Below are 20,970 nucleotides of genomic sequence, written 5' to 3' on the forward strand. Positions count from 1 at the left end.
CAAGTTGGTTGATAAACTGGAAAAGTGGAATGTATTTTTTAAATGCTGCACGTAAATGTGGAAAGAGGAACGTATTTTTTAAAAGTGGAACGTAAATCCGGAAAGTTGCACGTATTTCAATATATACACCAAGAAGCACGGTCCTTATACTGCTTTTCTCATCGGATCGAGCTTTACAGTGAAGCAAATTTGAAGATTCAGTTCATTTTTCGGTTAAAAAGTAGAAGAAACCACGCTTTCCTGGAGCTTCAGGAAACTATTAAGCACTAAAAAGTAACTAAACCCACTACTAAAATTCCAAGCATAATAGAAAAATAGATGTACCTTTTATTTATGAAAAAAATGATGATACATATCAGGGTAATGAATACCCAAAAGATGTTATCTGCTAATTCCGGCATGAGGTCCACAACAAATAGGTCAATTGTATTCTTTAGAAAATAGATTAGTAATAATACAAGTAAGATAGTATCAGTTGTTTTACTTTCTTTATTCTTTCTAAGAGTTACCACCGAATTCCCCCTGTTAAAAGTACACAATACTGCCTAGTAAATCCCGGAACCGTTTTTCAAAACCACCTTGTTAGTTTATCATAAATTTTCCATTTTACAGTAAAAAAATAGTAGAGCAGGAACCGTCCCGCTCTACTCTAAATACACTATGCCAGAGACCGCTCCTATTCTTCGAAGCAAGAGAAAATGAGGGCAAGCCCCATCTCCCCTCTGCCTGTTTCTTGTTCAAGTCACTTAAAAACTGGGGGTTTCCGATGTTTTGCAGCTTGTTCAAAAGAATACCCCAGCTTGATCAATGTTCCCTCACTAAAGGCGCTTCCGGCGAAGGTTACTCCAAATGGTCTTCCGTTTTTCATATAACCTGCCGGGACTGCAATCGAAGGGTAGCCCGCTTTGGCACTAATAGTAGACCCGATATAAGAAGGAAACAATATGGCATCCAGGTTGAATTTTTTTAATGCAAAATCGATGCCCTGCTCTTGGGAAAAATATAAGTCTTGGAGTTTTGCCTGTAAATATTCAGGGTTAGCTAAAGTATTGTGTGGCAGCCCCGCTCTATATTCAAGCATATTCTGTCCGTACTTTAAGGTATTCTCTTCATTCGATTTATTGAAATGAATCAATTCTTTGTCGGAATGGACAGGCAGGTGTGAAGGCAATCTGGAAAGGTAATTTCCCAATGCATGTTTCATTTCGTAAATGGGAACCCCCCAACTCCACTCCCTGTGAAAGGATGGGATGTCTATTTTATCGATTACTTCTGCTCCTTTATTTCTCAAAGTCCCGATGACACGTTGAAAAAGGTCCTCATCATACTCTCCTGACTCTTTGTAATAATCTTCGGAAGCATGATTGAATACACCAATCCTTGCGCCTTCCAGTCCTTCCGGATCAAGAAAGGATGTATAATCTTGAAATGATAAACCCTCACTTTTATATGTAGCCGGATCAGCCTGGTCGACACCGGTTAAAGCACCTAATAGAATTGCTGCATCAGTGACCGTCCTTGCAAAAGGACCCGGAGTATCTTGGGTGTAGGTAAAAGGAACAATTCCGCTGCGGCTGATCAGCCCCACTGTTGGTTTGATGCCCACTACCGAGTTTTGGGTGGCGGGACTAAGAATGGACGCATCTGTTTCTGTCCCGATGGCCATTACGGTCAAGTTGGCCGCGACTGCGACAGCGGAGCCTGTACTGGAACCTCCTACAAAAAACTCGCCCGGACCATAAGGATTTAACGTCTGACCGCCTCTTGAACTGTAACCTGCCCACATGGTTGTAGACATTCCATTCGCCAGTTCGGTCATATTGGTTTTACCAAGAATGACCGCTCCTGCTTCCCGCAGTTTCTCCACTAAAAAAGCATCTTTTGCCCCGGAATGCCGTTCCAAAGCCAAAGTGCCAGCACCTGTATGCATATGATCGTTGGTTTCGATATTGTCTTTAAGCAAAACAGGAATACCATGAAGCGGACCTCTGACTCCCCTCGTCTTCCTTTCATGGTCCAAACCCTCTGCAATAAAAATAGCGTCAGGATTGATCTCCAGTATCGAATTCAATTTCGGCCCGCTTTGGTCATACTTAGCGATTCTGTCCAGATAATACAATACGAGTTCTTTTGAGGTGATTACTTCAGCCTCAAATGCTGCTTGAATTTCCTTAATCGTCAACTCATCGTTGAGAATTTCATTAAATAGTAGCTTCATTATTTTCTTTCCCCATTCGCCCAGTGTAATCATACAACTTTGAAGTAAGAGGACGGTTCTTGCAAAGCTGGGAACCATCCCCCATGCTGTCCGCACAGCAAAATAACATCACTTCGAAAACAATCTCCAATTCCCTGCAGTAATCACCTCAACCTCACCATCAATCACTTTGATCGCCGTTTCATCATCAATCGCGTATGCCGGTCCCTCCATCCCGGCTGCCCATTTCTCCGCGGCAGCCATCGTGTTATGCGGCAGCATCTCGTGATCGAGGTGGGGGAAGATTGAAAAGTCGACCAGTCCCAGCGCGTCATCGCCGCCTTGTGGCGGAGTCCAGCCGACGAAGAATTCCCCGATGCGAGGGGCCATCACCATGCTCCCCGCGCTCATTCCCACATACACGCCCTTCAGAGACGGCAAAAGCTCTGCCATCCCGGATTTCTTCATCCAGTAATTCAGATACAACGCGTCGCCGCCAGATACCAGCAGAACGTCCGTCTCCTTGACCAGCGGCATCCACCGTTCTTCATCGATACTTGGCAGCGCCGTGAGCTCCAGCACGCCGACCGACTTCCAGCCAAGGTCCACCATGGGATTCTCCGAATTACCGCTGATGAACTCCCAGGTTCTTACACCGGGTCCGACCCAGGGGTGTCCGTACATAGCGGTCGGGATGCACAGTGCGGTGGATTCGGCGATCGGCTTGTCGAGCATGCCGGTCAACGCATCATGTATGCTTTTGTTATTGACGCCTGCAGATGTGAGCAGTAGTTTCATCACTTCATCTCCTTGTGATTGTGAGGAAGGAATCACCTTGACAGGAATCCTTCACCCTTCTTCTTTCCATAAGAAATTCAACAATAAAGGCCGTGAATCCTTCTTGGAGCACGGCCTTCTCAACTCTATGCGGATGTCATTTCATTTGCACTAAAAATTCTTCTAAATTTGGAGATTGATTATATTTAATGGCAGCTTGTTTATCTTTTTTAATCATGGCCTCTGTTAAATCGATATCATTTATGCTTGCAATGGCCACGGCGTAATGGATAACATCCACTAACTCTTTTTCTAAAGATGCATCCTCGGAATTTTCTTTCCTGCCTTCCAGCTGGTTTAATACCTCTGCCACCTCGCCAATCTCTTCTACCAATTTCATAAACAGAGCAGAAGAAGTGCGCCCTTCTTTGTATTTTAATGCAAGGTAGTCTTGTAACTCATGGAATGTTAATTGCTTCATAGAAATCCTCACTTGTCATTTTTTTAACCATAACTCCTTCTTTACTTTCATTTCAGCTCCGCTCGATTATGAAAAAACGAATGTCTCCCCTTTTACTTAAGAAGATAAATCACTTCTTTTTCTAAGCAAATACGGTGCTGACGCGTCACCCTTGAGCAGCCCTGTTGTACCTCTTGTAATATGGACGTACTCTTCAGCATCTTCAGCATCCATCCACGTAACCTCTTCTATTTCTTCAGGCCGGGTTATCGTAATCTCTCCACCGGTTATCTTCCCTCTGAACGTAAAGAAAACGGCGTGGTGCCCCCGGTCCTCAAAAAATCCCTCACCCACAGAAAAAATATCCCCTATTTCAGCATCCAGGCCTGTCTCTTCCTTCACTTCTCTAATCGCAGCTTCCTCAAGTGTTTCCCCTGGCTCTGCTGCACCTCCAGGAAGTGTATAATACGACCCGTTCTTCCCAGTATTTTTCACCAACAGTACCTTCTCTCCCGGTTCATCAAATAGAAGCATATAGGTGACATCCACTCGTTTCATAAAACAACCCCCCTCTTTATTTTCCTAATGCCGACTAACCAATTCATTCCATCAGCAAATGAACATCAACATGGTCATCCAGCCAAATTCAAAAAGCCTGTCCCACTAAGAAGGACAGATTTAACCCGCGATACCACCCACATTTTAACGATTATGCAGCTTCACCACTTCATCCACAAACATTTCAGCTGTATTCTCGACCGGAGGCATCCACAAACCTGGAATGGGCCCATATACAACTAGTTATGTTGGTTCAATAAGTTATTCCACAAAAACGCCGTTAATCCTCCTTGGATCAACGGCACCTTGCGTTGAACATGCACTTTCAAATTAAGGTAAAAACTAATCAGATAACCCGTTTTGTGCATGATTCAACAGTTTTATATTCTGATAAAAAACGTCAGGAGATTTCCAATCCCTGTACTTTTCAGGTATATCGATTTCCTCTATGCTACCGCATTCTCTAACTGCATCTTGCAGTTCATTTATGTAAAGGATTAGTTGAATGACATCATCCTTGCCTCCCACGGAACCATGTCCCGGAATTGCCGCCTCAAAATCAAAATCTACAACCTTCCTTAAAATCTCAACCCATTTATCAGGGTTTGATTCTTCAAAAAATGTAGGGTGACAGCGTACAAATAATAAATCTCCCATGAAGATCACTTTTTCTTCCGGGATATATAGGATGGTATCACAAATGGAATGTCCACCCCCCAATGAGAAAAGTTTGGCACTGCATGTTGTTCCGAAGAATGTCAATTCGCCACTGTAAGTTTGGTGGGGTAAAGTCAATTTTAAAGTCGGCAATGATCGTTCTAACTCACGCAGGAAATGTATTTGATCCTGTAATGCAGGATCATTCTTTTTGCTTAGGGACTCAATGTAGTCTGATAATCCTTGAAGATCATTTTTCTGCTTACTGATTCTTGAGGGATGAATCTCTTTCATTTTTGAATAGGTGATTTCACTTGATATAATGTTACGATCATTAAATGTCTGGTTACCTCGTATATGATCACCATGCCAATGACTATTGATCACCCATGTTATGGGCTGTTTAGTCACTTTTTCAGCAATATACCTTAAATCTTCTGATGCTTGCTGTGTGTTGAATGTGTCAAACACCATCACCTTATCCCCTAAGTCAACAAAACCTGCATTCGCTGCTGATCCGCCGCCTTCCTTTGCTATTGCTGCATAAACACTGGGACTGACCTTTTCAAGATTAAAATGTTTACTATTAAATTCTTCTATCATTTGCCCTTCTCCCTTTATTTTAAATTTCTATTTATCTTTTTAAAAACCTTATTCCGCTCAACAACCGCACATCCGTTACGTTCGAATGTCTTAAGCATCGGAAGGTTGTTGTGACCAGTACTTCCAATGTAATAAGAAGCTTTAAAGTCCCTTTTTAAAATCTCCAGTGCTTGCTTATGAAGAAGTCTGCTTTTCCCCTTCCCTCTTTCGCCTGGGATGATTCCAAAATAAAAGAGCCTTCCCTCTTCTGAAGTCCCGGGTTCTATATGAGGCATAACAACCCCGATTGGAGCTCCATTTTCATAAGCAATCATGCAGGATTTCTTATAGTCATCGCCTAATTCCATCTCTACACTTCGCATTTGTTCATCCATATTCAGTGAGGATGGCGCATTTAATGATCCTTTCATGGAAGCTTCCCAGACCCTTTTAAACTCTGCTACCGGAAGTTCAGATAAATCCTTTAATAAAAAACCGTCTTCAAATTCAGCTAATTCATCAAGCACCTTGCGAACCGTGACGTTCTTATCATGTAACTTAAACCCATACTCTTTTAAAAGAGTGGCTGTCTCTTTGCTGAATTTACGATCCACAAGGATATTTACATTTTTACTGGTTTGTATAAATGGCTGTTTCATCAAATATGGTATAAGTTCCATTAGTTCTTGATCCGTCAGGCTGCTTGTATGTTCGATCGTGACAAAATTTTCTCCTTTTACAAGTTTAATCTTTGCCATTAAGTCAGAAACGTTGTGTGACTGTTTTCTATCCATACATTCCACCTCTCTCTTTTTTTGGGTTAGCCGTGGATGGTTCTCATCCTGCTTTTGCTGGATACGTTTCTCCACACCTTTAGTAAAAATATTTGGTGGTGAAAATACAATTCTTAAAAAGCAGAGCGGGAATCGTCCCCGCTCTACTAGATTACTTGCATCGCCGAACGATATCATCAACAACCTGTCCGATTGGAACAGCAGCGTCGATGATGATTCCGTCTTTAGGAATATCTTCTTTCGTTTGATGCAATCGTAAAACGAATTCCCGCTCCTTTTTTCTTTCCCCCAAACTCATCTTGGGGTCGATCATCAAGGCGCCTCTTCAATGTGGCACTATCAACTTCGAGAACAAACACTCCGTCAAATAGATGGATGAATTTCGAATAGTTCCTGGACCCGCCGCAGAAAAATGTTACCTCATGATCCTGGTTGGCGACTAAAGATTTAACTTTCTCTACATCCCAAATATGATTCTCGTGCGAAGCTGTACCCGTCCGCTTACCCGTTTCCGGATCTCCCTGATAAGCCAATTCACGGTCACCATGAATGGAGTGGTAACCGCGTTTCTGCAATTCATTGCAGACCGAAGTTTTACCGGTACAGGAAACGCCTTCGATCAAATAATTTTTCTTTCCCATTACTGGACCCCCTTTTAAGCATGTAGAATCATGGGGACGGTTCTCGTGCTTCTTTTTTGTGAATTAGATGAAAGCAGCAGAATCGACCCGATGCTTCATGGCTTTCCACCCCGTCTGTGAAGATACTTGGTGGTGAAGTTCAATTCTTAAAAAGCAGAATAGGAACCGTCCCCGCCCTACTCTTCGCTGCTGAACCGCTGCCTACCTTTGCTATCGCTGCATAAACATTGGGACTGACCTTCTGCAGCATGAAATGTTTACTATTAAAACCTTCCAGCATTTTCATTCCCCCATTTGCAATATTTCTTAGTACTGCTTCCGAAGTAAGTGAACCGGATCAGTGTTTCCCAAACATAATTCCTGCCCCTTTGATATCTCGATACCAACCTGAATTCATGGCAACTGGAAACATAATGAAACACGGTCAGATCCATCCCTGTAACTTCCTTTGGGTATTCAATACAGTTTCACCGAGTCTTGTAACAGAAAGGCTAAGCAACCTATTCATCTCCTTACACAATCGAGTATAAGTAACATTTTACCATTAAAGCTAGGATAGTCGTTTCAAACTCACCCCACATAAAATGAGGGCTGTGCTTAAAAGGAGGCGAAGGAACAAGTAAGATGGCCAAAAACGACTAAAAGGGACAAGGCGGCCGCCTTGTCCCTTTTTAAAACTATTCGCAGTGAACCTAACACTCTCTCTTACCTTAAATGTGCCAGTCCTCCACTGTTTTTATCTAAGCACGCAATAAAGCCCCATTTGGCTCTTTTAACTCCTGCTCTACTATTTGATTCATCTTAGAGAAGTGGTCCAGAAATTGTTGTGCCAGCTCTTGTTCCTCCGTGTCACTTTTCAATGAGACGATGTCGCGCAAAATCTGAGCCATCCATGAATTATCAAAATAACGGTACTTCCCTGTATTCCAAGTCGTTTTTTGAGGGGATTTTTCATTGACATAGTACTTCCAAAAAGGCATCTGCTTCGATTCCTCGTCTGTAAGTTTCAGTCTGTAATGGGAATGGGCAGGAATATTCCCATCTTCACAAAGTTTACCGATGAAATTATCCTTCACCATATAGACTCCTAATATCCGTCTGTCTTTTTCAGGGATGCCGGGATCGACCGTTGTCAGCAGGACCGCACTGTTTTGGTGTAAGCGACTGGGCTTGTTTGGCTTACCCTTATTATTACCACTTTTTATTTCACCAGAGGAAACCGTCCAATCTGAAAAGGGACTACTCTGTTCTTCTGTATCGCACCGATAAACCATCTGCGATTCGGGATGAAGTTTATGATTTTTCATAAGTTTTTCATGATCCGCTCGAAGCTCCTGGTTTTTTCTTTGCCGTGCCTTTTCCTCTTCCTTCTGCATTTCTTCCTCTTTGAGTTCCATTTCCTGCTCGTGTAAAATTTTTTCAAGTGAATTGGCAGCATTTTTATCATGTAGTTTCAAGTGCTGTCCAAATACATCCGGGTAAACAAATTTTTTATTTTCCGAGGCGAAATGTATTTCAACTACCGTATCATTTTGTTTAACGATACTTCCCGTACCAAACCGCTCATGTGTAACTTTCTTATTGATTAAATTCAATATATTAGTCCTCCTTGTATAATATCTCGGGTCCTATTGCCTAAAAGCTCACAAAAACTGTTTGAATTCCCCTACGGAATAAATATGATTTTTAACAAAACGTTCAATATAAAAAAATCACTTGTTAATAATTATAGCATTTTTATGATAAAAATACAAATTAAGTGTTGACAACCTATTTTATTGCGAGGTAAAATGAAGTTTTGCTCAAATCTTAATAATTGTTCAACCCTGGAAACACGGGGACGGTTCTGCCGCTTCCTACTAATCAAAAATGAAGCACGAGAACCGTCCCCATGCTTCATTTTTCTATAAAAAAAGTAGAGCGGGAACCGTCCCCACCCTAGCTCTACTCCAAGCACGAAAGCTCTATCGTAACAACGGTTCCTTTCCCTTCTTCACTGTCAAAATAGATTTTCCCATTATGCTGATGGGTGATCTTCAGGCACCGCATCAATCCGAGGCCCGTCCCTTTTTCTTTAATGGAATAGTATGGCTCACAGAGGTGCTTTAACCGGGCTTTACTGATCCCTTTTCCGTTATCGATTACACGGATCCGGGCTTTATCTTCCACACGGTCCAGCTTTACGATAAGGTGCCCGGCCGGTGACATGGCTTCGATCGAATTTTTGAACAGGTTGATAAAAAGCTGTTTGAGCTGAGGCTTGATACCGTGTAAAAGCAGCCCATCATGAAAATCGGATTCTATAACCGTTGTGATTTGTTTGCCATTAAGGTCCGTACCAACTGCAGTAAGGGCGGACTGTATGATGCCGCCCATTTCAACATCCGTCCATTCATCATCCTGCGAGTGGGACAGTTCTATGAATTCATCGGTAAAGCGGTTGATTTGCTCCAGCTCTGTTTTTATGACGGGAAGGAAATCAAATAGTTTATTTTTATCATCGCCTTCTTCGATCAATTTCAAAAACCCCATGATCCCCGTAAGCGGGTTCCGGATTTCATGTGCGATCCCCGAAGCCAGTTGTCCAACCAGTGCAAGTTTTTCAGACTGTTTAAGGAGCAGATCCATTTCCTTTTTCTTTGTGATATCTCGAAAGGTGGAAATCACATATTCAATCTTTTCGCTGCTGCCTAATTCAAAAATGGCTCTCGTGTCAACGAGTATCCATCTTTTTTCGTTCCTTGCAGGATTGTAAATGGACATTTCAACATTGCTGTGGGATTCTCCGGTACGTAACGTTTTCATAGCCGGGTGTTCTTCCCCTGAGATACCATCGCCTGAATCATTTAATGCTTCCCACTCCTCATTCATGGAAGACATTGTGATTAATGCCTCTTTATTGTATCCAAGAATGTCACTTGCATTTTTGTTCGCATAAACGATTTTTCCGGTCGAATCTTGAAGGACCACACCGCTGGTCACGGCTTCATAGATCCTTTTATGATGCTCTTCAAGTGTTTTCTTTTCCGTTATATCACGGGTCACGCCGACAACCTTCTTGATGACGTGGTCTTTTAAAATGATCGGTGACAATACACTGTGAAAATAGTGCTTCTTATCGTTTATCGTGAATTCCCATTCAAATTCAGTCGTTTTACCTGATAACGCCTGCCGGGCTGCATCCAGGTGCAGACGGGAACCGTTGAAGATCTTCTCAATCGACTCCCCTTCGAACATTTCCTTCGTGAACCCGTTTGATTCGATCCACTTTCCGAATACGCTCATGACAGTCAACGATTGATCAATCGTGAAAACGAAGTCGTCCATGGACGAGACCAGTGTCTTATATTTTTCCTTGCTGTTTTCCAGCTCATTAAGAGAATGAACCTGCTCGGTGATATCCACTCCTGTCGCTACAACATACTCTAAATTTCCGGTTGGATCGTTGAATACGACATTTTTCCATTTGATGTGTCTTTTTTCACCATTCTTTATCAACCAATAATTCTCGTAATCAGAGGGGATTTTCCCGGACAAATAGTTGTCTATGATTCGGTTTTCTTCGTCTTTTTCTAAAAAAAGTTCCCAAAACTTCATGTATTGCACTTCTTCGAGCCGGTACCCGCTGAACGATTCCGTGAAGTTATTCCAATGAGCAATGCGTCCTTCCTTATCCAGGATCAATACAATGGACTGTGTGGTGTTCATGATGGTATTAAGGTAATTGTTTTCTTCTTTAAGGACTTCGTGATAACAGCAGGGGGTCGAATATTCTTTCAGCAGGCAGAAAACGATGCGTTTCCCTTCTATGTCATTCAAGGATACATTCAATTCCACAGGAATCATGGTGCCGTTTCCATCCGGAACATCAAGGATCGTTGTAAATTTTTCATTTGTAAAAAAGAGATTTTTAATTGTGCTGAATGCGAGGGGGGACAGGTGGCTGAAAAAGGACATCACATCTTTCTCCATCAACTCTTTTTCCGGAAGCTTCAGTAAAGCACAGGCTGCTTCATTCACTTCAAAAAGTCGATAATGATCAATCTCCTCGTTCACTATTTCAATCAGTAAGACCGGATATGCTAACTTTTTAATCATGTCTCGATACAGGGACGGATCATTTCCTACCATCTCCATCTCCATCTCCATAGGGCACCTCCTGACTGCATTTTTTGCGGGTGATGCTGTAAATATAATAGCCCGGAACAGGTAAATATTTTACTACAGAGACACAAATACGAAAGATATGTTTCTATTATTTTATCACAAAATAGGCAAAAAGAAGGGGGCACTCTCTTACTTGGTAAAATATTTATATGTAATTTATCTTGTGTGAGCGTTGTATCCCCCCATTTTCCATACATATGAAAAAGGAAGCAAAGGAGCCGTCCCTTGCTTCCTATCAGTAGTATAGTAGAGTGATGGAATTGAAAGAGAGGACAGTGGGAATAAACTGCTTAAAGTATGATGGTTTCATGAGGTTTGCTGAAGTGAGTTGTTCCCCCGCCTCCGACTGTCACCGTGCCTCTTTTTGGGAAAATGACCAGCCTGCTCGAGCCATCGTTTAATAACACTTCCATTTGTGAACGTTCAGCCAATGCAACATAGATCACATAGCCTGTTGGGGAAATAATGGTCTTCCAGTTATCATCAAACTCTGCTCGTTCCACACGATTTGAAAAGGTCTGATTGGTAAGACTTGTGGAATTTGATTTCTTCATTTACTTACCTCCCTTCGTTTTACGTAAAGCTCTCTATATACTATTCATAATTTATAAATCTGTATGGACAAGTATACGTGCGGTCGAGATGTATTCGGGTTAATCGAATAATGATTCAAGGAAGGTAGGATTTAGAACTTAGTAATCTATTTATGCATAATTGGACAACCCTTTTTTGATTCTTGTTATGTTCGCTTATACCTTCTCTCTTTTATTTCATAGTATGAACAATATAAGAGGCCTCTTATAAAGATAGCTGTAAGAGGGAGGTGAAGTTAAATGAATACTCTAAGTTCTTTACTTTGTCTTCTTGGAAAATTCTTAGTCTATCTTCTATTGATTGTTGTAGCTCTGCTTGCAGATTTATTGATCAACACTACTACTGGAGATAGGATTAGAGAACTTGCCAATTCTATTGCTGGACAACCTTGTTAATGGTAGAATAACAAACTCTTTGCAGCAAAAAACCTGGAAGAATAGCATGAGCTTCCAGGTTTTTTTAAAATACTTCCTTACATAGAAGCACGGAGACATTTCTTGTGCTTTCTGTAAACCAAACAGGTATTATGGCAGCAGCACCTGCCTTTGTATGTTTTTCAATAAGACATATTGGTTCCCAGTGTTTGTTATGTTGAATTAACCTTTATAATCATCATCCTCAGGATCATTTACTTTACCGTTAAGAATATCGTCCAACGGAGTATATTGATTGGAAGGGAGCTTCTTTTTCCTAATAGCTTTTATGAATATAAACGCTGGTATGGCAATATAAACTGCAAAAGCAAGTCCACTGGTTAATAATTCTTGAATAGTATTCATCATTTCCAAACTCATTACCTCCCACTTTGGTGAACGTTTAAGGGGTTAGCCGGGGACAGCTCTAATCCACACCATCAGTAAAGATGTTTAGTGGTGCAGATTCAGTATAATGGGAACCCTCCCCACGCTGCCCCAATCAACCAGCATAATGCAGAATCAACCTATACAGTGCTACACAACACCCTAATATACTGGCTTTCATTTTAGATGGATGTTTTCTTTTACTTAAAAACATATAAAATAATACAACGATAAATCCTAAAGGAAACCACAGCTCGAAGGTCCCTTCTTTTGTATCCTCAGAAAATCCGGGACCAATATGTGTACTGATCAAAAAGTAAATAAACACTTTGTAACGGCCTGTTTCTAATTGCTTACTCCACCTGACTAAAAAGAAAAGAATAATGATGGCAAAGATGGTAATGAAGAAAGGCGGGAGAACAATAGAAAAGTCACCAAGACTGAATTCCACCGGATATACCCCCTTTTTGCTTCTGTATTTATATTCCTGCAGATCTTACGAGACAAGGAATCCGTTCAGCCGGCCACATATTCAACTATTGAAGCGTGTATTGGAAAAACGCTCTTCCCTATAAGGGGCAGGCAGTCCTATTTAAAACGAATTGTTTAAATCGTTTGCTATCTTCTTGAATAATTTAGGTATGGGTATCCCTGCATCCATAAAAAACAACTCACTTATCACAAGAAATAAAAGTGCAATCACGAAAAAAGCAACGATAAATACTGTCCACGCTTTGCTCACATTATTCCGTTTTACCTTTTTATGCTTCTTCTTTCTATATAAGCTTTGCGCAATTCTCAGCCGTTGATTTGTTTCTTGCTTGTTGAAATTCATCGTTAAATTCCCTTCCTGCCATAACCAACTCATTAAACAGTATATTCATTTAATTTACATTTTTCCTAATTATTTCAAATAACTCATGATTGGACAACCCTGTATTTCTAAACTGGCTCATAAAAGGAAAAAGCGCCTCAACCTTAAATTGGGTGAAGCTCTTTACTGTTAAGGGAGGTTCCTTCATTTTTTACAATGAATAGTAAGTTAGCAATTCACCGATACCACTCTTCCAAAAACATCACCCCGAATTCCGATGTGTCCTTCACTGTTTATTTCTATTTTTTACGGGAAAGACACTATTAACCATAACAAAGGAGGAATTCATTATCGCACACGATCCAAAACAAGCAGCGGCACAGATGAATGAAGACAAAAAAGAGGAAATTCTGCAGCATTTTGACTCTTTCAAGAACTACCTGGGAAATCAGGTTCAAAAGGGAGAGAAGCTGGGTCTTAGTGAAGAAGCTCTTTCTAAGGGGGCTAAGCGCGTTGCAGACTATTTAGCGGAACACGAGGAGCCGCGAAACCGGGAACAGAAAGTGTTGAATGAGATGTGGAGCGTGGCCAATAAAGAAGAGCGGGAGCATATGGCTCATGTACTGGTCAAGCTTGCTGACCAAACCAACTAAATCACGCATTAACGTCCGCAGCGATTTAGACCGCAACAAATCGAGGAAAACGCTATTTTTATGTGCTCAACACTGCAAGTTTTGCACCAGCTCTAAGATGGTTAAACAAGATCAGAAAGGAATAGATGTTTTAATATCGTTTTAAACTATTGCTTCTAGATCCATCACCTTAGGTCTTATTAAAAACTAAGCTCAGTTCCTGTATTTTAAAGGAACTGAGCTTTTGTTGGTTATCCCAAATTCAGGTCATACTATCATCTTTCATTAAATGGCCCTTTAACCGCCACCCCACTTAACCTCTTCCGTCATCCACATCAACACATCCATCATATACACCGTTCGTAAACTTAGAAGAGACTCTCATCCTACTTCTCAAAAAGCGCTAGGCACTTCCCAACCTCTCTCAAGGATTTTTCGACAAGTTGGTTGATAAAACTGAAAAGTGGAATGTATTTTTAAAATGATGCACGTAAATATGGAAAGATGCACGTAATTTTCAAAAGTGGAACGTAAATGCTGAAAAAGGAATGTATTTCTCATGATATAGGAATTCAGGTAACTGACGAGTATTTTAAAGCTGTTTTTTGCAGGGGATCAAACCGTGCAGTGATACTTTTGGCAGATCTGGTTCAATTTTTCTTAGAAAAAGAGAAAAGCAGAGTGGGAATCGGCCCCACTCTACCATAACTGTCCCTACCCACCCTAACTAAACTTTAGGTTAACCAGGAAAGTTTCTCATCTACTTTCTACAGTGATTCCATAGTGCCTCCCTAAAAGATTTTCGACAAGTTGGTTGAGCGTTTATAAGGTGAAGGCTGTTCTTCACTCTCTCTTAAAGAAATTAACCATCACAGTTCTCCTATTAAATCCTCTGCAAGAATGAGAAAGAAGCAAGAGAACCGTCCCCTTGCTTCCCTGTTTTTAACAAGAACGTTTTTATTACTTCAGCTTCCCACCAAATACAGGCATCATGCTCGCTTCACCATAATCTTTGATGCCTTCAATATTTTTCAAGAACTCCATATCCTCCTCAGAAATAACAAAATCCACTTCTGCATTATTTTTCATATGCTCAGGGTTTGCTGTCTTAGGTAACGGAAGAAGTCCAATCTGCAGATCATATCGAATACTTAATTGAGGAACAGAGACATCGTATTTTTCTGCAAGCTCGACAACTTTTTGATTCTTCAGCAATTCTCCATGAGCAATCGGTGAATAAGCCTCGACGAGAATGCCCTTTTCTTGAGTATATTCAATCAAGTCTGCAGGTGTATTGCTTATATGAGCCAAGATCTGGTTGACCATCGGCTTGACTGTACAAGAACTAAGAATGTTGTCAAGGTCCTCTTTTTGAAAGTTAGATAAGCCTATGGCGCGAAGCTTTCCTGCATTGTATGCTTCTTCAAGGGCTCTCCATGCTTCACGGTTGCCTTCGAAATGACGGTCCTCGTCACCGAAATCCATCCATGGTTGCGGGCTGTGAATGATCATCATATCGATGTAGTCCAGGCCCATCGTCTTCAGTGATTGATCAATGGATGAGACGGCTTCTTCATAAGACTTTATTTCTGCAGCAAGTTTTGTTGTGATAAACAAATCCTCTCTGTTCACACCACAAGCCCTGATTCCTTCTCCGACACCTCGTTCATTGGCATATGCCTGCGCCGTATCGATATGTCGATATCCGATTTTCACAGCATCCACAACTGCTTGTGTAACATCGGCATCATCAATCATCCAAGTACCAAGACCCAATTTAGGAATCTCTACTCCATTGGATAGAGTATAGTTTTCTTTTAACATCATCTAGAACATCTCCCTCTCCATTTTATGTTGCCATTCATCTTTTATAATTTGCTATATAATTCATCATCCACAGGCTCCAGCCATTCCGGCTTGCCCGCTGTAATGGCGATGTGTTCAAACCAACTGTCTTTTGCAGCGCCATGCCAATGTTTCACACCATCATAGGTGACAATGACATCACCGGCTTTCAGGAGTTGAGCAGGTTTACCTTCTTCCTGATACCAGCCTTCGCCACCAGTTACTAATAAGATCTGATAGCCACCCCGGTGAATATGCCAGTTATTTCTGCATCCTGGTTCAAAGGTGACATTCCCGACAACCACATTCACATTAGGATCAAATACTAAGGACTGCAGATAACTCTGCCCTGTGAAAAATTGTGAAAAAGCTTCATTCTTTTCACCCGCCGGGAAAATAACGCCATTTTTTACTTCTTCATGTCTTACCATGTTCATTCCTCCCTATTAGTTAATACGAGGGTCATTATATTTCTTAGAGAAAACTCTAAGTCAAGCGTTAAAAATCATTTTCCCCCATTCTTTTTTCTTTGTACAAACTCTTCATATAGGTCATCCGTTCTGTTTTTCTTTAAATTACGTTGATAAAAAGCAATCTTTGTATTGACTAACTCCAGGTTCTTTTTATAGGTTTCCAGCTTATCCATTACTTTGTCACGGTGATCAACCAGTATTTCAAGCAGTTCAGGAATACCCGCGTCACCTAATTCCCATGATTTCGTGTATCTTTTCAAATCTTCCAAAGACATTCCCGTCTCTTTCATGTGAAGGATAAATTCTGCCCACAGCTTATGTTCTTCTGTGTAATATCGAATATTATTTTCATTCCGTTCCGGTATTACCAACCCTTCTTTTTCGTAGTATCTCAACGTATGCTCACTTACACCTATTTCTTTGGATAACTCTCCAATACGATACTTCATCCAATATCACCTCGCCTTAATACTTGTTGTTTGGGAAGGTTTGACTACCTTATATTGAAACCATACTCCTTAGAGTTTACTCTAAGTCAATGTTAAACTTTTTTTCATCGTATTTATGTATTGCTTTTAACTCAATGATTGTTAAAATATTTGTAATGGTCTATTGAAACACTATAAATCTTCAGCATGAATCCCCCTATGTGATAACGTTGATGTGATAACGTTGATGAGAAGAAGTTGCAGCTGATAAAACGGCTGCTTTTTCATGTGATATGAAAAAGAGTGGGATTCTTCCCACTCTGCCATTAATAAAAAAAGTCTATTTTTTTCTTCTAATAATAATCACTGTAGTCAATACAATTAGAAGTAAAAACATTCCACTCCCCATTTGCCCTCCACCTCTCTAAAAGTGTTTAAATCTGACCGAGCACAAAGAATAATGTTGGTTTGACCTTAGTGGTCCATGTCATGTCAAATTATCAGGGACCAATCGACACCCATCCTCTGATGACCATCCTTATTTCATGTTTCTTTCGTGATATGGCGGAAGATCAATGGAGCGAACAGTGATAGGAGCAGAACGATTAACGTGATCCACCATCCAATCGAGTTGAAGGTGTCCTCGGGGATGATAAATGTGTAGCCTAAATACGATAGGAACAAAACGCCTTGGAGCAACTTTAATGCTTTTGCATCGGCTTCATTTTTTTCGGCGACAAGTCTTTCATCCGTTTCAGAAAGGATTACTTTAGGGTTCTTTTTTATTTTCATCAGTTTAAGGAAAGAAGCTAGGGCTGCACTAAGAGGAATAAGCGAAAAAGCGAGCAGAGCTTTGTTGTTCATGAAAGATACTTCCGTTATGTCGAAAATAAACCAGGTGACAAGAAGGGCCAAGCTTACAAACATAAGTACACCAATGGTTATCTTTGTTTCATTTACCATTTTTTCAACACTCACCGTCATTCCTCCCAAAATAAATCGTTCAACGTTTTATTTAGAGCTTTGCAAATGGCTGTACATAATTTCAGGCTCGGGTTATAGTTTCCTGCTTCGATCAGATTGATCGTCTGCCTGGTGACGCCAACGATGCCAGCTAACTTTTCTTGTGACACATCCGCTTCCACTCGCGCCATCTTCATTTTTCGGTTCTTCAAGAAATTCCCTCCTTACTTACAGTATATTCAGAATACTCCAAATATGTCAATTATATATTACATATTGTCATGTATTTTAAACAGGGAGCGCGATGACGGATCTTGCACTTCCCCTTTTACACGGTAAATCCACGCGATGATTCAAAAAAAATAGAGCGGGAATCATCCCCACTCCACTTCGTCATACTTTTAAAAATTAATCAACCATCTGATTAGCAAGATCCATTAACACTTCACGCGCATTATAAATATTTTCAGAGTCATGTAGATAGATCTTTATTTTTATCCCTTTCTTGTTTTCAAATTGGATTTTTCCTCCGCTACTCATCATTTCCAAATTGCCTTGGATTCCTTTTTTGAGTTCTACTTCTTCAACGGAGGTCTCTGACTGGTTCCCACTTTCTACAAACTCCTGTTCAAAGTCAATGGCTTCAATCAGGATGAATTCGTTACCCTTGGCAGCCCTAAAGGTAGCCGAGATGTCCTTTCCATCTGTATTGGACGGGTAGTGCCAGTCGTTAATTCCTTCGACAACAAATGCTGAATCAAATGGCAGCTTTTCGGGCAAGTTCAGTTTGAAAGGTAAAGCGTTAAGAGCGTCGTCCACCGATTCAGCATAGTAGGCTTTTGGCTGCCTGGTCAGGAACTCTTCCCTCCGCTCCTCTGACATATCCTCAAGTCCGTGGATTTCACTTTCCTTCAAGAGTGAAGTATCCAACTTGTCAGGCTGTCCGCCTCCGAGAAATGAAAATAGTCCCGTTTGACTGCCGATCAACCCAATCATCACCAGAACCGCTGCACCTGCAAGGCTCAAACCTACTAATTCAGGAAACCATTTTCTCTTGGCCGGAGGAACATGATGATTCTCTATCTTGGTGAGCAATTCATACTCCTCTTCTTTTGAAAAGACCTCTCCTTTTCCGATATGATTGTGAATCGCATCATAAATTCGTTTATTGCTCATCGAGATCGCCTCCAAGCTTTTGATTTAAAAGGCTGCGGGCCCTGGATAATCTGGTTCTGATCGTGGAAGAGTTGATCCCAAGGACTTCTGAAATCTCTTCAATCCTCAACTCCTGATAATAAAAGAATATGATGACCTCTCTGTATTTCACAGGAAGAGCAAAAACCGCTTCACTCAGTTCCGTTTTCTCCTGTTGTTTCAGCAGTAAATCTTCCGGACCCTCTTTACTGGTTGTCAACGAAAATGTATTCGTCAACAACAATTTACGATAATGCCAGCTTCGAAGATAATCCTTCGACTTATTTGCAGCAATAGAAAAAATCCATGCTTTCGCCGAGCTTGCGTTTTCCAAGGTATCCATCTTCCCATAGACCGTGATGAAAACCTCCTGCATCAAGTCCTCAGCTGCACTCCAGTTTTTTACGTATGAGTATATAAGTCTCTTAACATCCTCTCCATATTTGGTGACTAGGTATCTGATCGATCGTTCTTCTTGGAAATCTTGTCCAGCACTCTTTGTCATATCACACCACCATGAATTGTATTTTTCACTCAACAGACGTTCGCCGATGGAGAAAAGTCCCACTTTTTAAGAAAAAAGGGTTTTTTTATTTAAAATGTGTAGTTATAAATAGTATAGCAGTGAGGATGAAGGGAAGTATCCAGACCTTTTTAAAACTCCTGCTCTTTGCTGGAAACGGTTATCCACACCGTCAGTGACGATAGTTGGCGGTGCAGTTCCATTCTCAAAAAGCAGCATAGGAACCGTCCCCCATGCTGCCCTTTCCCCTATGAAGTTGCACTCGAATAACGCCTCATCCCCCTCTTCCACAAATAATTAGTAAAGAGGTATATGAGCAGCGTAATACCTATTAACCCCAGGAACGGTAACGCCGAAAGACCATTGAAGAGCACATAAGTTGGTATAGCTGCTACAATCCCAACCGGCACTAAGGTGTAAAGAAGCCACTTGATGAAAGGGGGATACATGTCTACGGGATATTTACCCATTGTCCAAATACTTGAGAAAAGGACGAATCCTCCACCGGTTCTTCCAAGCCAGAAGGCGAGCGTTGCAATCCACATTCTGAATGAATAACTGATCAGCAGCGAGCAGGCCATTAAAATAATAAACTGAACGAATTGAAGTGAAAATTGACCTGGCACCTCTGTCAACTGAGTGATCTTGAGGGATACGGCTCCGATTATAATAAAAAGACCTAACAAAATATCATTGATAGCCCATACATTACAGCTTCCAAAGCTAGAAAGAAATTGTGAGTTTTCAGGCATTAAGATAGTTTCATCTAAATGACCATCGACGATTTTGTCTGGAAGTCTTTCAACATTGCCCATTACAAAAAAGGCAAGGACACCTGCAACAAATTGGTAGACACCTAACAATGTGACAATCTCGAAAAAGGACCATCCTGCTAATGAATCCGTGTAATTAAAGACAATACTGAGACCAAAAATCCCACTCGCAAAATAAAATAAGGTAGAGATAGCTTGCGTGACAAAGTTTACTCTATAAGGCAGTTGAGTCATGAGTGACGTTTTAAAGAATAGAGAAATCAAAGCGGCCTTCTTTTTCATTTATTAACCCCCAAGAGCTGAATATCTTTTGATTCCTTTTTTATAGACAAAAGAACACAAAAGAAGCAGGATGAATATCCATCCGTACTGTAATGCAATTCCTGTACTTACAGCAATTCCTTTAGTTCCAGTTAAGGTTTCAGCTGGAAAGCCCAACATTCCATAAAAAGGAAGGTGATTCAATAGGTCTCCAAATCCCCCTTTGATTAGAAAGAGCGGGGCTGCCTCTCCACCAATTAGAAAAATGGCTACTTCGCCAGTGTTAACCAGCGATTGCGTTTTTTCTGTCCAAAAAGCAGTGAGCGTCAGCAAGTAAAGCCAAAGAAAGCGCAGAATACATGCATTGATTACAGTCAGAATAAACAGGGCAATATTTAGTATTGAGGGTGGATTTTCAGGTGTAAACCAAATCCACAGCCCGATAATCAACGGGATTGAAACGGTATACGAGACGATTTTCACTGCAAGGTTTTCTCCTATGACCGCATAAAGTAAATGATGTGGCTTTAATAACAGATTCGTTACTTCACCACTATAGATGTTCATCCCCAACATATGATGCTCGTAGGAAACAGTGAGCTGGCGCACCATGACAATAGCCAGATAATAGACCAGGAACTGAGAAGATCCCCAGCCGCCGACACTTTGTTCTTGAGAAGTGACAGCCTGCCAAACCAACAAGGAAACAAGCGGCGTAATTAAATGAGAAAATACCAATAGGTAGATGAATGTTCTCCAGCTGAATACATCCATTGTCTTCCAGGCTGTATAACCTTTAATTAAACGAAATGAATTTAAAACCCCGGTTTTATTCAT

General features: G+C 41.0%; 25 protein-coding genes. 3 read left to right on the forward strand and 22 right to left on the reverse strand.

Features of this window, described 5'->3' with window-relative positions:
• Positions 1-742: 742 nt before the first annotated feature.
• From AS034_RS01580 to AS034_RS01625, 11 genes are all read right to left on the reverse strand, one after another.
• The gene (locus tag AS034_RS01580) at positions 743-2,218 is read right to left on the reverse strand and encodes an amidase family protein (protein WP_058297234.1); all 1,476 of its coding nucleotides are present in this window, start codon (positions 2,216-2,218) and stop codon (positions 743-745) included.
• Between the two features lie 108 nt (positions 2,219-2,326).
• Positions 2,327-2,995: a Type 1 glutamine amidotransferase-like domain-containing protein gene (locus AS034_RS01585; protein ID WP_058297235.1), complete on the reverse strand. Its 669-nt coding sequence runs from the start codon at positions 2,993-2,995 to the stop codon at positions 2,327-2,329.
• Positions 2,996-3,131: 136 nt separating this feature from the next.
• The gene (locus AS034_RS01590) at positions 3,132-3,455 is read right to left on the reverse strand and encodes a MazG nucleotide pyrophosphohydrolase domain-containing protein (RefSeq protein ID WP_058297236.1); all 324 of its coding nucleotides are present in this window, start codon (positions 3,453-3,455) and stop codon (positions 3,132-3,134) included.
• 96 nt (positions 3,456-3,551) lie between these two features.
• Complete coding sequence (locus AS034_RS01595; protein ID WP_058297237.1) at positions 3,552-3,992, reverse strand: NUDIX hydrolase; 441 nt, start codon at positions 3,990-3,992, stop codon at positions 3,552-3,554.
• A gap of 342 nt (positions 3,993-4,334) precedes the next feature.
• Positions 4,335-5,252 carry an MBL fold metallo-hydrolase gene (locus tag AS034_RS01600; protein WP_058297238.1) on the reverse strand — a complete coding sequence of 306 codons (918 nt, stop codon included), beginning with the start codon at positions 5,250-5,252 and terminating at the stop codon, positions 4,335-4,337.
• Between the two features lie 14 nt (positions 5,253-5,266).
• The gene (locus tag AS034_RS01605; protein ID WP_058297239.1) at positions 5,267-6,025 is read right to left on the reverse strand and encodes a GNAT family N-acetyltransferase; all 759 of its coding nucleotides are present in this window, start codon (positions 6,023-6,025) and stop codon (positions 5,267-5,269) included.
• 224 nt (positions 6,026-6,249) lie between these two features.
• Positions 6,250-6,666 (reverse strand): AAA family ATPase, encoded by a 417-nt coding sequence (locus tag AS034_RS01610; RefSeq protein WP_205629791.1) that lies wholly within the window; start codon positions 6,664-6,666, stop codon positions 6,250-6,252.
• A gap of 139 nt (positions 6,667-6,805) precedes the next feature.
• A complete protein-coding gene (locus AS034_RS22605; protein ID WP_156416129.1) occupies positions 6,806-6,946 on the reverse strand; it encodes a hypothetical protein in 141 nt (46 codons plus the stop codon).
• A 460-nt stretch (positions 6,947-7,406) separates the two neighbouring features.
• Positions 7,407-8,261 (reverse strand): hypothetical protein, encoded by an 855-nt coding sequence (locus AS034_RS01615; protein WP_058297240.1) that lies wholly within the window; start codon positions 8,259-8,261, stop codon positions 7,407-7,409.
• Between the two features lie 349 nt (positions 8,262-8,610).
• Positions 8,611-10,815, reverse strand: a complete 2,205-nt coding sequence (locus AS034_RS01620; protein WP_058297241.1) for a PAS domain-containing sensor histidine kinase — start codon at positions 10,813-10,815, stop codon at positions 8,611-8,613.
• Positions 10,816-11,123: 308 nt separating this feature from the next.
• Positions 11,124-11,387 carry a hypothetical protein gene (locus AS034_RS01625; RefSeq protein ID WP_058297242.1) on the reverse strand — a complete coding sequence of 88 codons (264 nt, stop codon included), beginning with the start codon at positions 11,385-11,387 and terminating at the stop codon, positions 11,124-11,126.
• 279 nt (positions 11,388-11,666) lie between these two features.
• Between AS034_RS01625 and AS034_RS22610 the strand changes: the two genes are divergently transcribed.
• Positions 11,667-11,822 carry a hypothetical protein gene (locus AS034_RS22610; RefSeq protein ID WP_156416130.1) on the forward strand — a complete coding sequence of 52 codons (156 nt, stop codon included), beginning with the start codon at positions 11,667-11,669 and terminating at the stop codon, positions 11,820-11,822.
• Positions 11,823-12,023: 201 nt separating this feature from the next.
• On the opposite strand, the gene AS034_RS01630 is transcribed toward AS034_RS22610, so the two are convergent.
• Positions 12,024-12,215: a hypothetical protein gene (locus tag AS034_RS01630; RefSeq protein ID WP_058297243.1), complete on the reverse strand. Its 192-nt coding sequence runs from the start codon at positions 12,213-12,215 to the stop codon at positions 12,024-12,026.
• 127 nt (positions 12,216-12,342) lie between these two features.
• On the reverse strand, positions 12,343-12,678 hold the full coding sequence (locus tag AS034_RS01635; RefSeq protein ID WP_058297244.1) for a hypothetical protein: 336 nt from the start codon (positions 12,676-12,678) through the stop codon (positions 12,343-12,345).
• A gap of 746 nt (positions 12,679-13,424) precedes the next feature.
• On the opposite strand from AS034_RS01635, the gene AS034_RS01645 reads away from it, so the two are divergent.
• Together AS034_RS01645 and AS034_RS22615 are read left to right on the forward strand one after the other, a co-directional pair.
• Entirely contained in the window at positions 13,425-13,694 is a 270-nt protein-coding gene (locus AS034_RS01645) for a DUF3243 domain-containing protein (protein WP_058297246.1), read from the forward strand.
• 513 nt (positions 13,695-14,207) lie between these two features.
• Complete coding sequence (locus tag AS034_RS22615) at positions 14,208-14,381, forward strand: hypothetical protein (RefSeq protein WP_156416131.1); 174 nt, start codon at positions 14,208-14,210, stop codon at positions 14,379-14,381.
• A 252-nt stretch (positions 14,382-14,633) separates the two neighbouring features.
• Here AS034_RS22615 and AS034_RS01650 read toward each other — a convergent pair whose 3' ends face one another.
• The 9 genes from AS034_RS01650 to AS034_RS01690 all read right to left on the reverse strand — a co-directional run bounded on the left by AS034_RS01650 (position 14,634) and on the right by AS034_RS01690 (position 20,970).
• Positions 14,634-15,500, reverse strand: coding sequence for an aldo/keto reductase (locus AS034_RS01650; protein WP_176716072.1), 867 nt, complete (start codon positions 15,498-15,500; stop codon positions 14,634-14,636).
• Between the two features lie 41 nt (positions 15,501-15,541).
• Positions 15,542-15,949 carry a cupin domain-containing protein gene (locus AS034_RS01655; protein WP_058297247.1) on the reverse strand — a complete coding sequence of 136 codons (408 nt, stop codon included), beginning with the start codon at positions 15,947-15,949 and terminating at the stop codon, positions 15,542-15,544.
• Between the two features lie 74 nt (positions 15,950-16,023).
• Positions 16,024-16,440 carry a MerR family transcriptional regulator gene (locus AS034_RS01660; protein WP_058297248.1) on the reverse strand — a complete coding sequence of 139 codons (417 nt, stop codon included), beginning with the start codon at positions 16,438-16,440 and terminating at the stop codon, positions 16,024-16,026.
• A gap of 522 nt (positions 16,441-16,962) precedes the next feature.
• A complete protein-coding gene (locus AS034_RS01665; protein ID WP_058297249.1) occupies positions 16,963-17,397 on the reverse strand; it encodes a hypothetical protein in 435 nt (144 codons plus the stop codon).
• A 2-nt stretch (positions 17,398-17,399) separates the two neighbouring features.
• Positions 17,400-17,594, reverse strand: coding sequence for a helix-turn-helix transcriptional regulator (locus tag AS034_RS01670; RefSeq protein WP_058297250.1), 195 nt, complete (start codon positions 17,592-17,594; stop codon positions 17,400-17,402).
• 196 nt (positions 17,595-17,790) lie between these two features.
• Positions 17,791-18,558 (reverse strand): hypothetical protein, encoded by a 768-nt coding sequence (locus AS034_RS01675; RefSeq protein WP_058297251.1) that lies wholly within the window; start codon positions 18,556-18,558, stop codon positions 17,791-17,793.
• Positions 18,548-19,081, reverse strand: a complete 534-nt coding sequence (locus AS034_RS01680) for a sigma-70 family RNA polymerase sigma factor (protein ID WP_058297252.1) — start codon at positions 19,079-19,081, stop codon at positions 18,548-18,550. The genes AS034_RS01675 and AS034_RS01680 overlap by 11 nt, the downstream gene beginning before the upstream one ends.
• A 266-nt stretch (positions 19,082-19,347) precedes the next feature.
• Complete coding sequence (locus tag AS034_RS01685) at positions 19,348-20,154, reverse strand: ABC transporter permease (protein ID WP_058297253.1); 807 nt, start codon at positions 20,152-20,154, stop codon at positions 19,348-19,350.
• A 3-nt stretch (positions 20,155-20,157) separates the two neighbouring features.
• The gene (locus AS034_RS01690; protein WP_058297254.1) at positions 20,158-20,970 is read right to left on the reverse strand and encodes an ABC transporter permease; all 813 of its coding nucleotides are present in this window, start codon (positions 20,968-20,970) and stop codon (positions 20,158-20,160) included.

Source organism: [Bacillus] enclensis (genome assembly GCF_001456935.1).
Taxonomy (GTDB): domain Bacteria; phylum Bacillota; class Bacilli; order Bacillales; family Bacillaceae_B; genus Rossellomorea; species Rossellomorea enclensis.

What these genes read in the sequence shown, in the direction of transcription:
- AS034_RS22615 (WP_156416131.1), top strand. Translation starts at nt 14,208, where the DNA reads ATGCTGAAAAAGGAATGTATTTCTCATGATATAGGAATTCAGGTAACT.
- AS034_RS01600 (WP_058297238.1), bottom strand. Translation starts at nt 5,252, where the DNA reads ATGATAGAAGAATTTAATAGTAAACATTTTAATCTTGAAAAGGTCAGT.
- AS034_RS01585 (WP_058297235.1), bottom strand. Translation starts at nt 2,995, where the DNA reads ATGAAACTACTGCTCACATCTGCAGGCGTCAATAACAAAAGCATACAT.
- AS034_RS01620 (WP_058297241.1), bottom strand. Translation starts at nt 10,815, where the DNA reads ATGGAGATGGAGATGGAGATGGTAGGAAATGATCCGTCCCTGTATCGA.
- AS034_RS01580 (WP_058297234.1), bottom strand. Translation starts at nt 2,218, where the DNA reads ATGAAGCTACTATTTAATGAAATTCTCAACGATGAGTTGACGATTAAG.
- AS034_RS01675 (WP_058297251.1), bottom strand. Translation starts at nt 18,558, where the DNA reads ATGAGCAATAAACGAATTTATGATGCGATTCACAATCATATCGGAAAA.
- AS034_RS01590 (WP_058297236.1), bottom strand. Translation starts at nt 3,455, where the DNA reads ATGAAGCAATTAACATTCCATGAGTTACAAGACTACCTTGCATTAAAA.
- AS034_RS22605 (WP_156416129.1), bottom strand. Translation starts at nt 6,946, where the DNA reads ATGCTGGAAGGTTTTAATAGTAAACATTTCATGCTGCAGAAGGTCAGT.
- AS034_RS22610 (WP_156416130.1), top strand. Translation starts at nt 11,667, where the DNA reads ATGAATACTCTAAGTTCTTTACTTTGTCTTCTTGGAAAATTCTTAGTC.
- AS034_RS01650 (WP_176716072.1), bottom strand. Translation starts at nt 15,500, where the DNA reads ATGATGTTAAAAGAAAACTATACTCTATCCAATGGAGTAGAGATTCCT.
- AS034_RS01680 (WP_058297252.1), bottom strand. Translation starts at nt 19,081, where the DNA reads ATGACAAAGAGTGCTGGACAAGATTTCCAAGAAGAACGATCGATCAGA.
- AS034_RS01610 (WP_205629791.1), bottom strand. Translation starts at nt 6,666, where the DNA reads ATGGGAAAGAAAAATTATTTGATCGAAGGCGTTTCCTGTACCGGTAAA.
- AS034_RS01625 (WP_058297242.1), bottom strand. Translation starts at nt 11,387, where the DNA reads ATGAAGAAATCAAATTCCACAAGTCTTACCAATCAGACCTTTTCAAAT.
- AS034_RS01655 (WP_058297247.1), bottom strand. Translation starts at nt 15,949, where the DNA reads ATGGTAAGACATGAAGAAGTAAAAAATGGCGTTATTTTCCCGGCGGGT.
- AS034_RS01685 (WP_058297253.1), bottom strand. Translation starts at nt 20,154, where the DNA reads ATGAAAAAGAAGGCCGCTTTGATTTCTCTATTCTTTAAAACGTCACTC.
- AS034_RS01645 (WP_058297246.1), top strand. Translation starts at nt 13,425, where the DNA reads ATGAATGAAGACAAAAAAGAGGAAATTCTGCAGCATTTTGACTCTTTC.
- AS034_RS01605 (WP_058297239.1), bottom strand. Translation starts at nt 6,025, where the DNA reads ATGGATAGAAAACAGTCACACAACGTTTCTGACTTAATGGCAAAGATT.
- AS034_RS01660 (WP_058297248.1), bottom strand. Translation starts at nt 16,440, where the DNA reads ATGAAGTATCGTATTGGAGAGTTATCCAAAGAAATAGGTGTAAGTGAG.
- AS034_RS01690 (WP_058297254.1), bottom strand. Translation starts at nt 20,970, where the DNA reads ATGAATAAAACCGGGGTTTTAAATTCATTTCGTTTAATTAAAGGTTAT.
- AS034_RS01595 (WP_058297237.1), bottom strand. Translation starts at nt 3,992, where the DNA reads ATGAAACGAGTGGATGTCACCTATATGCTTCTATTTGATGAACCGGGA.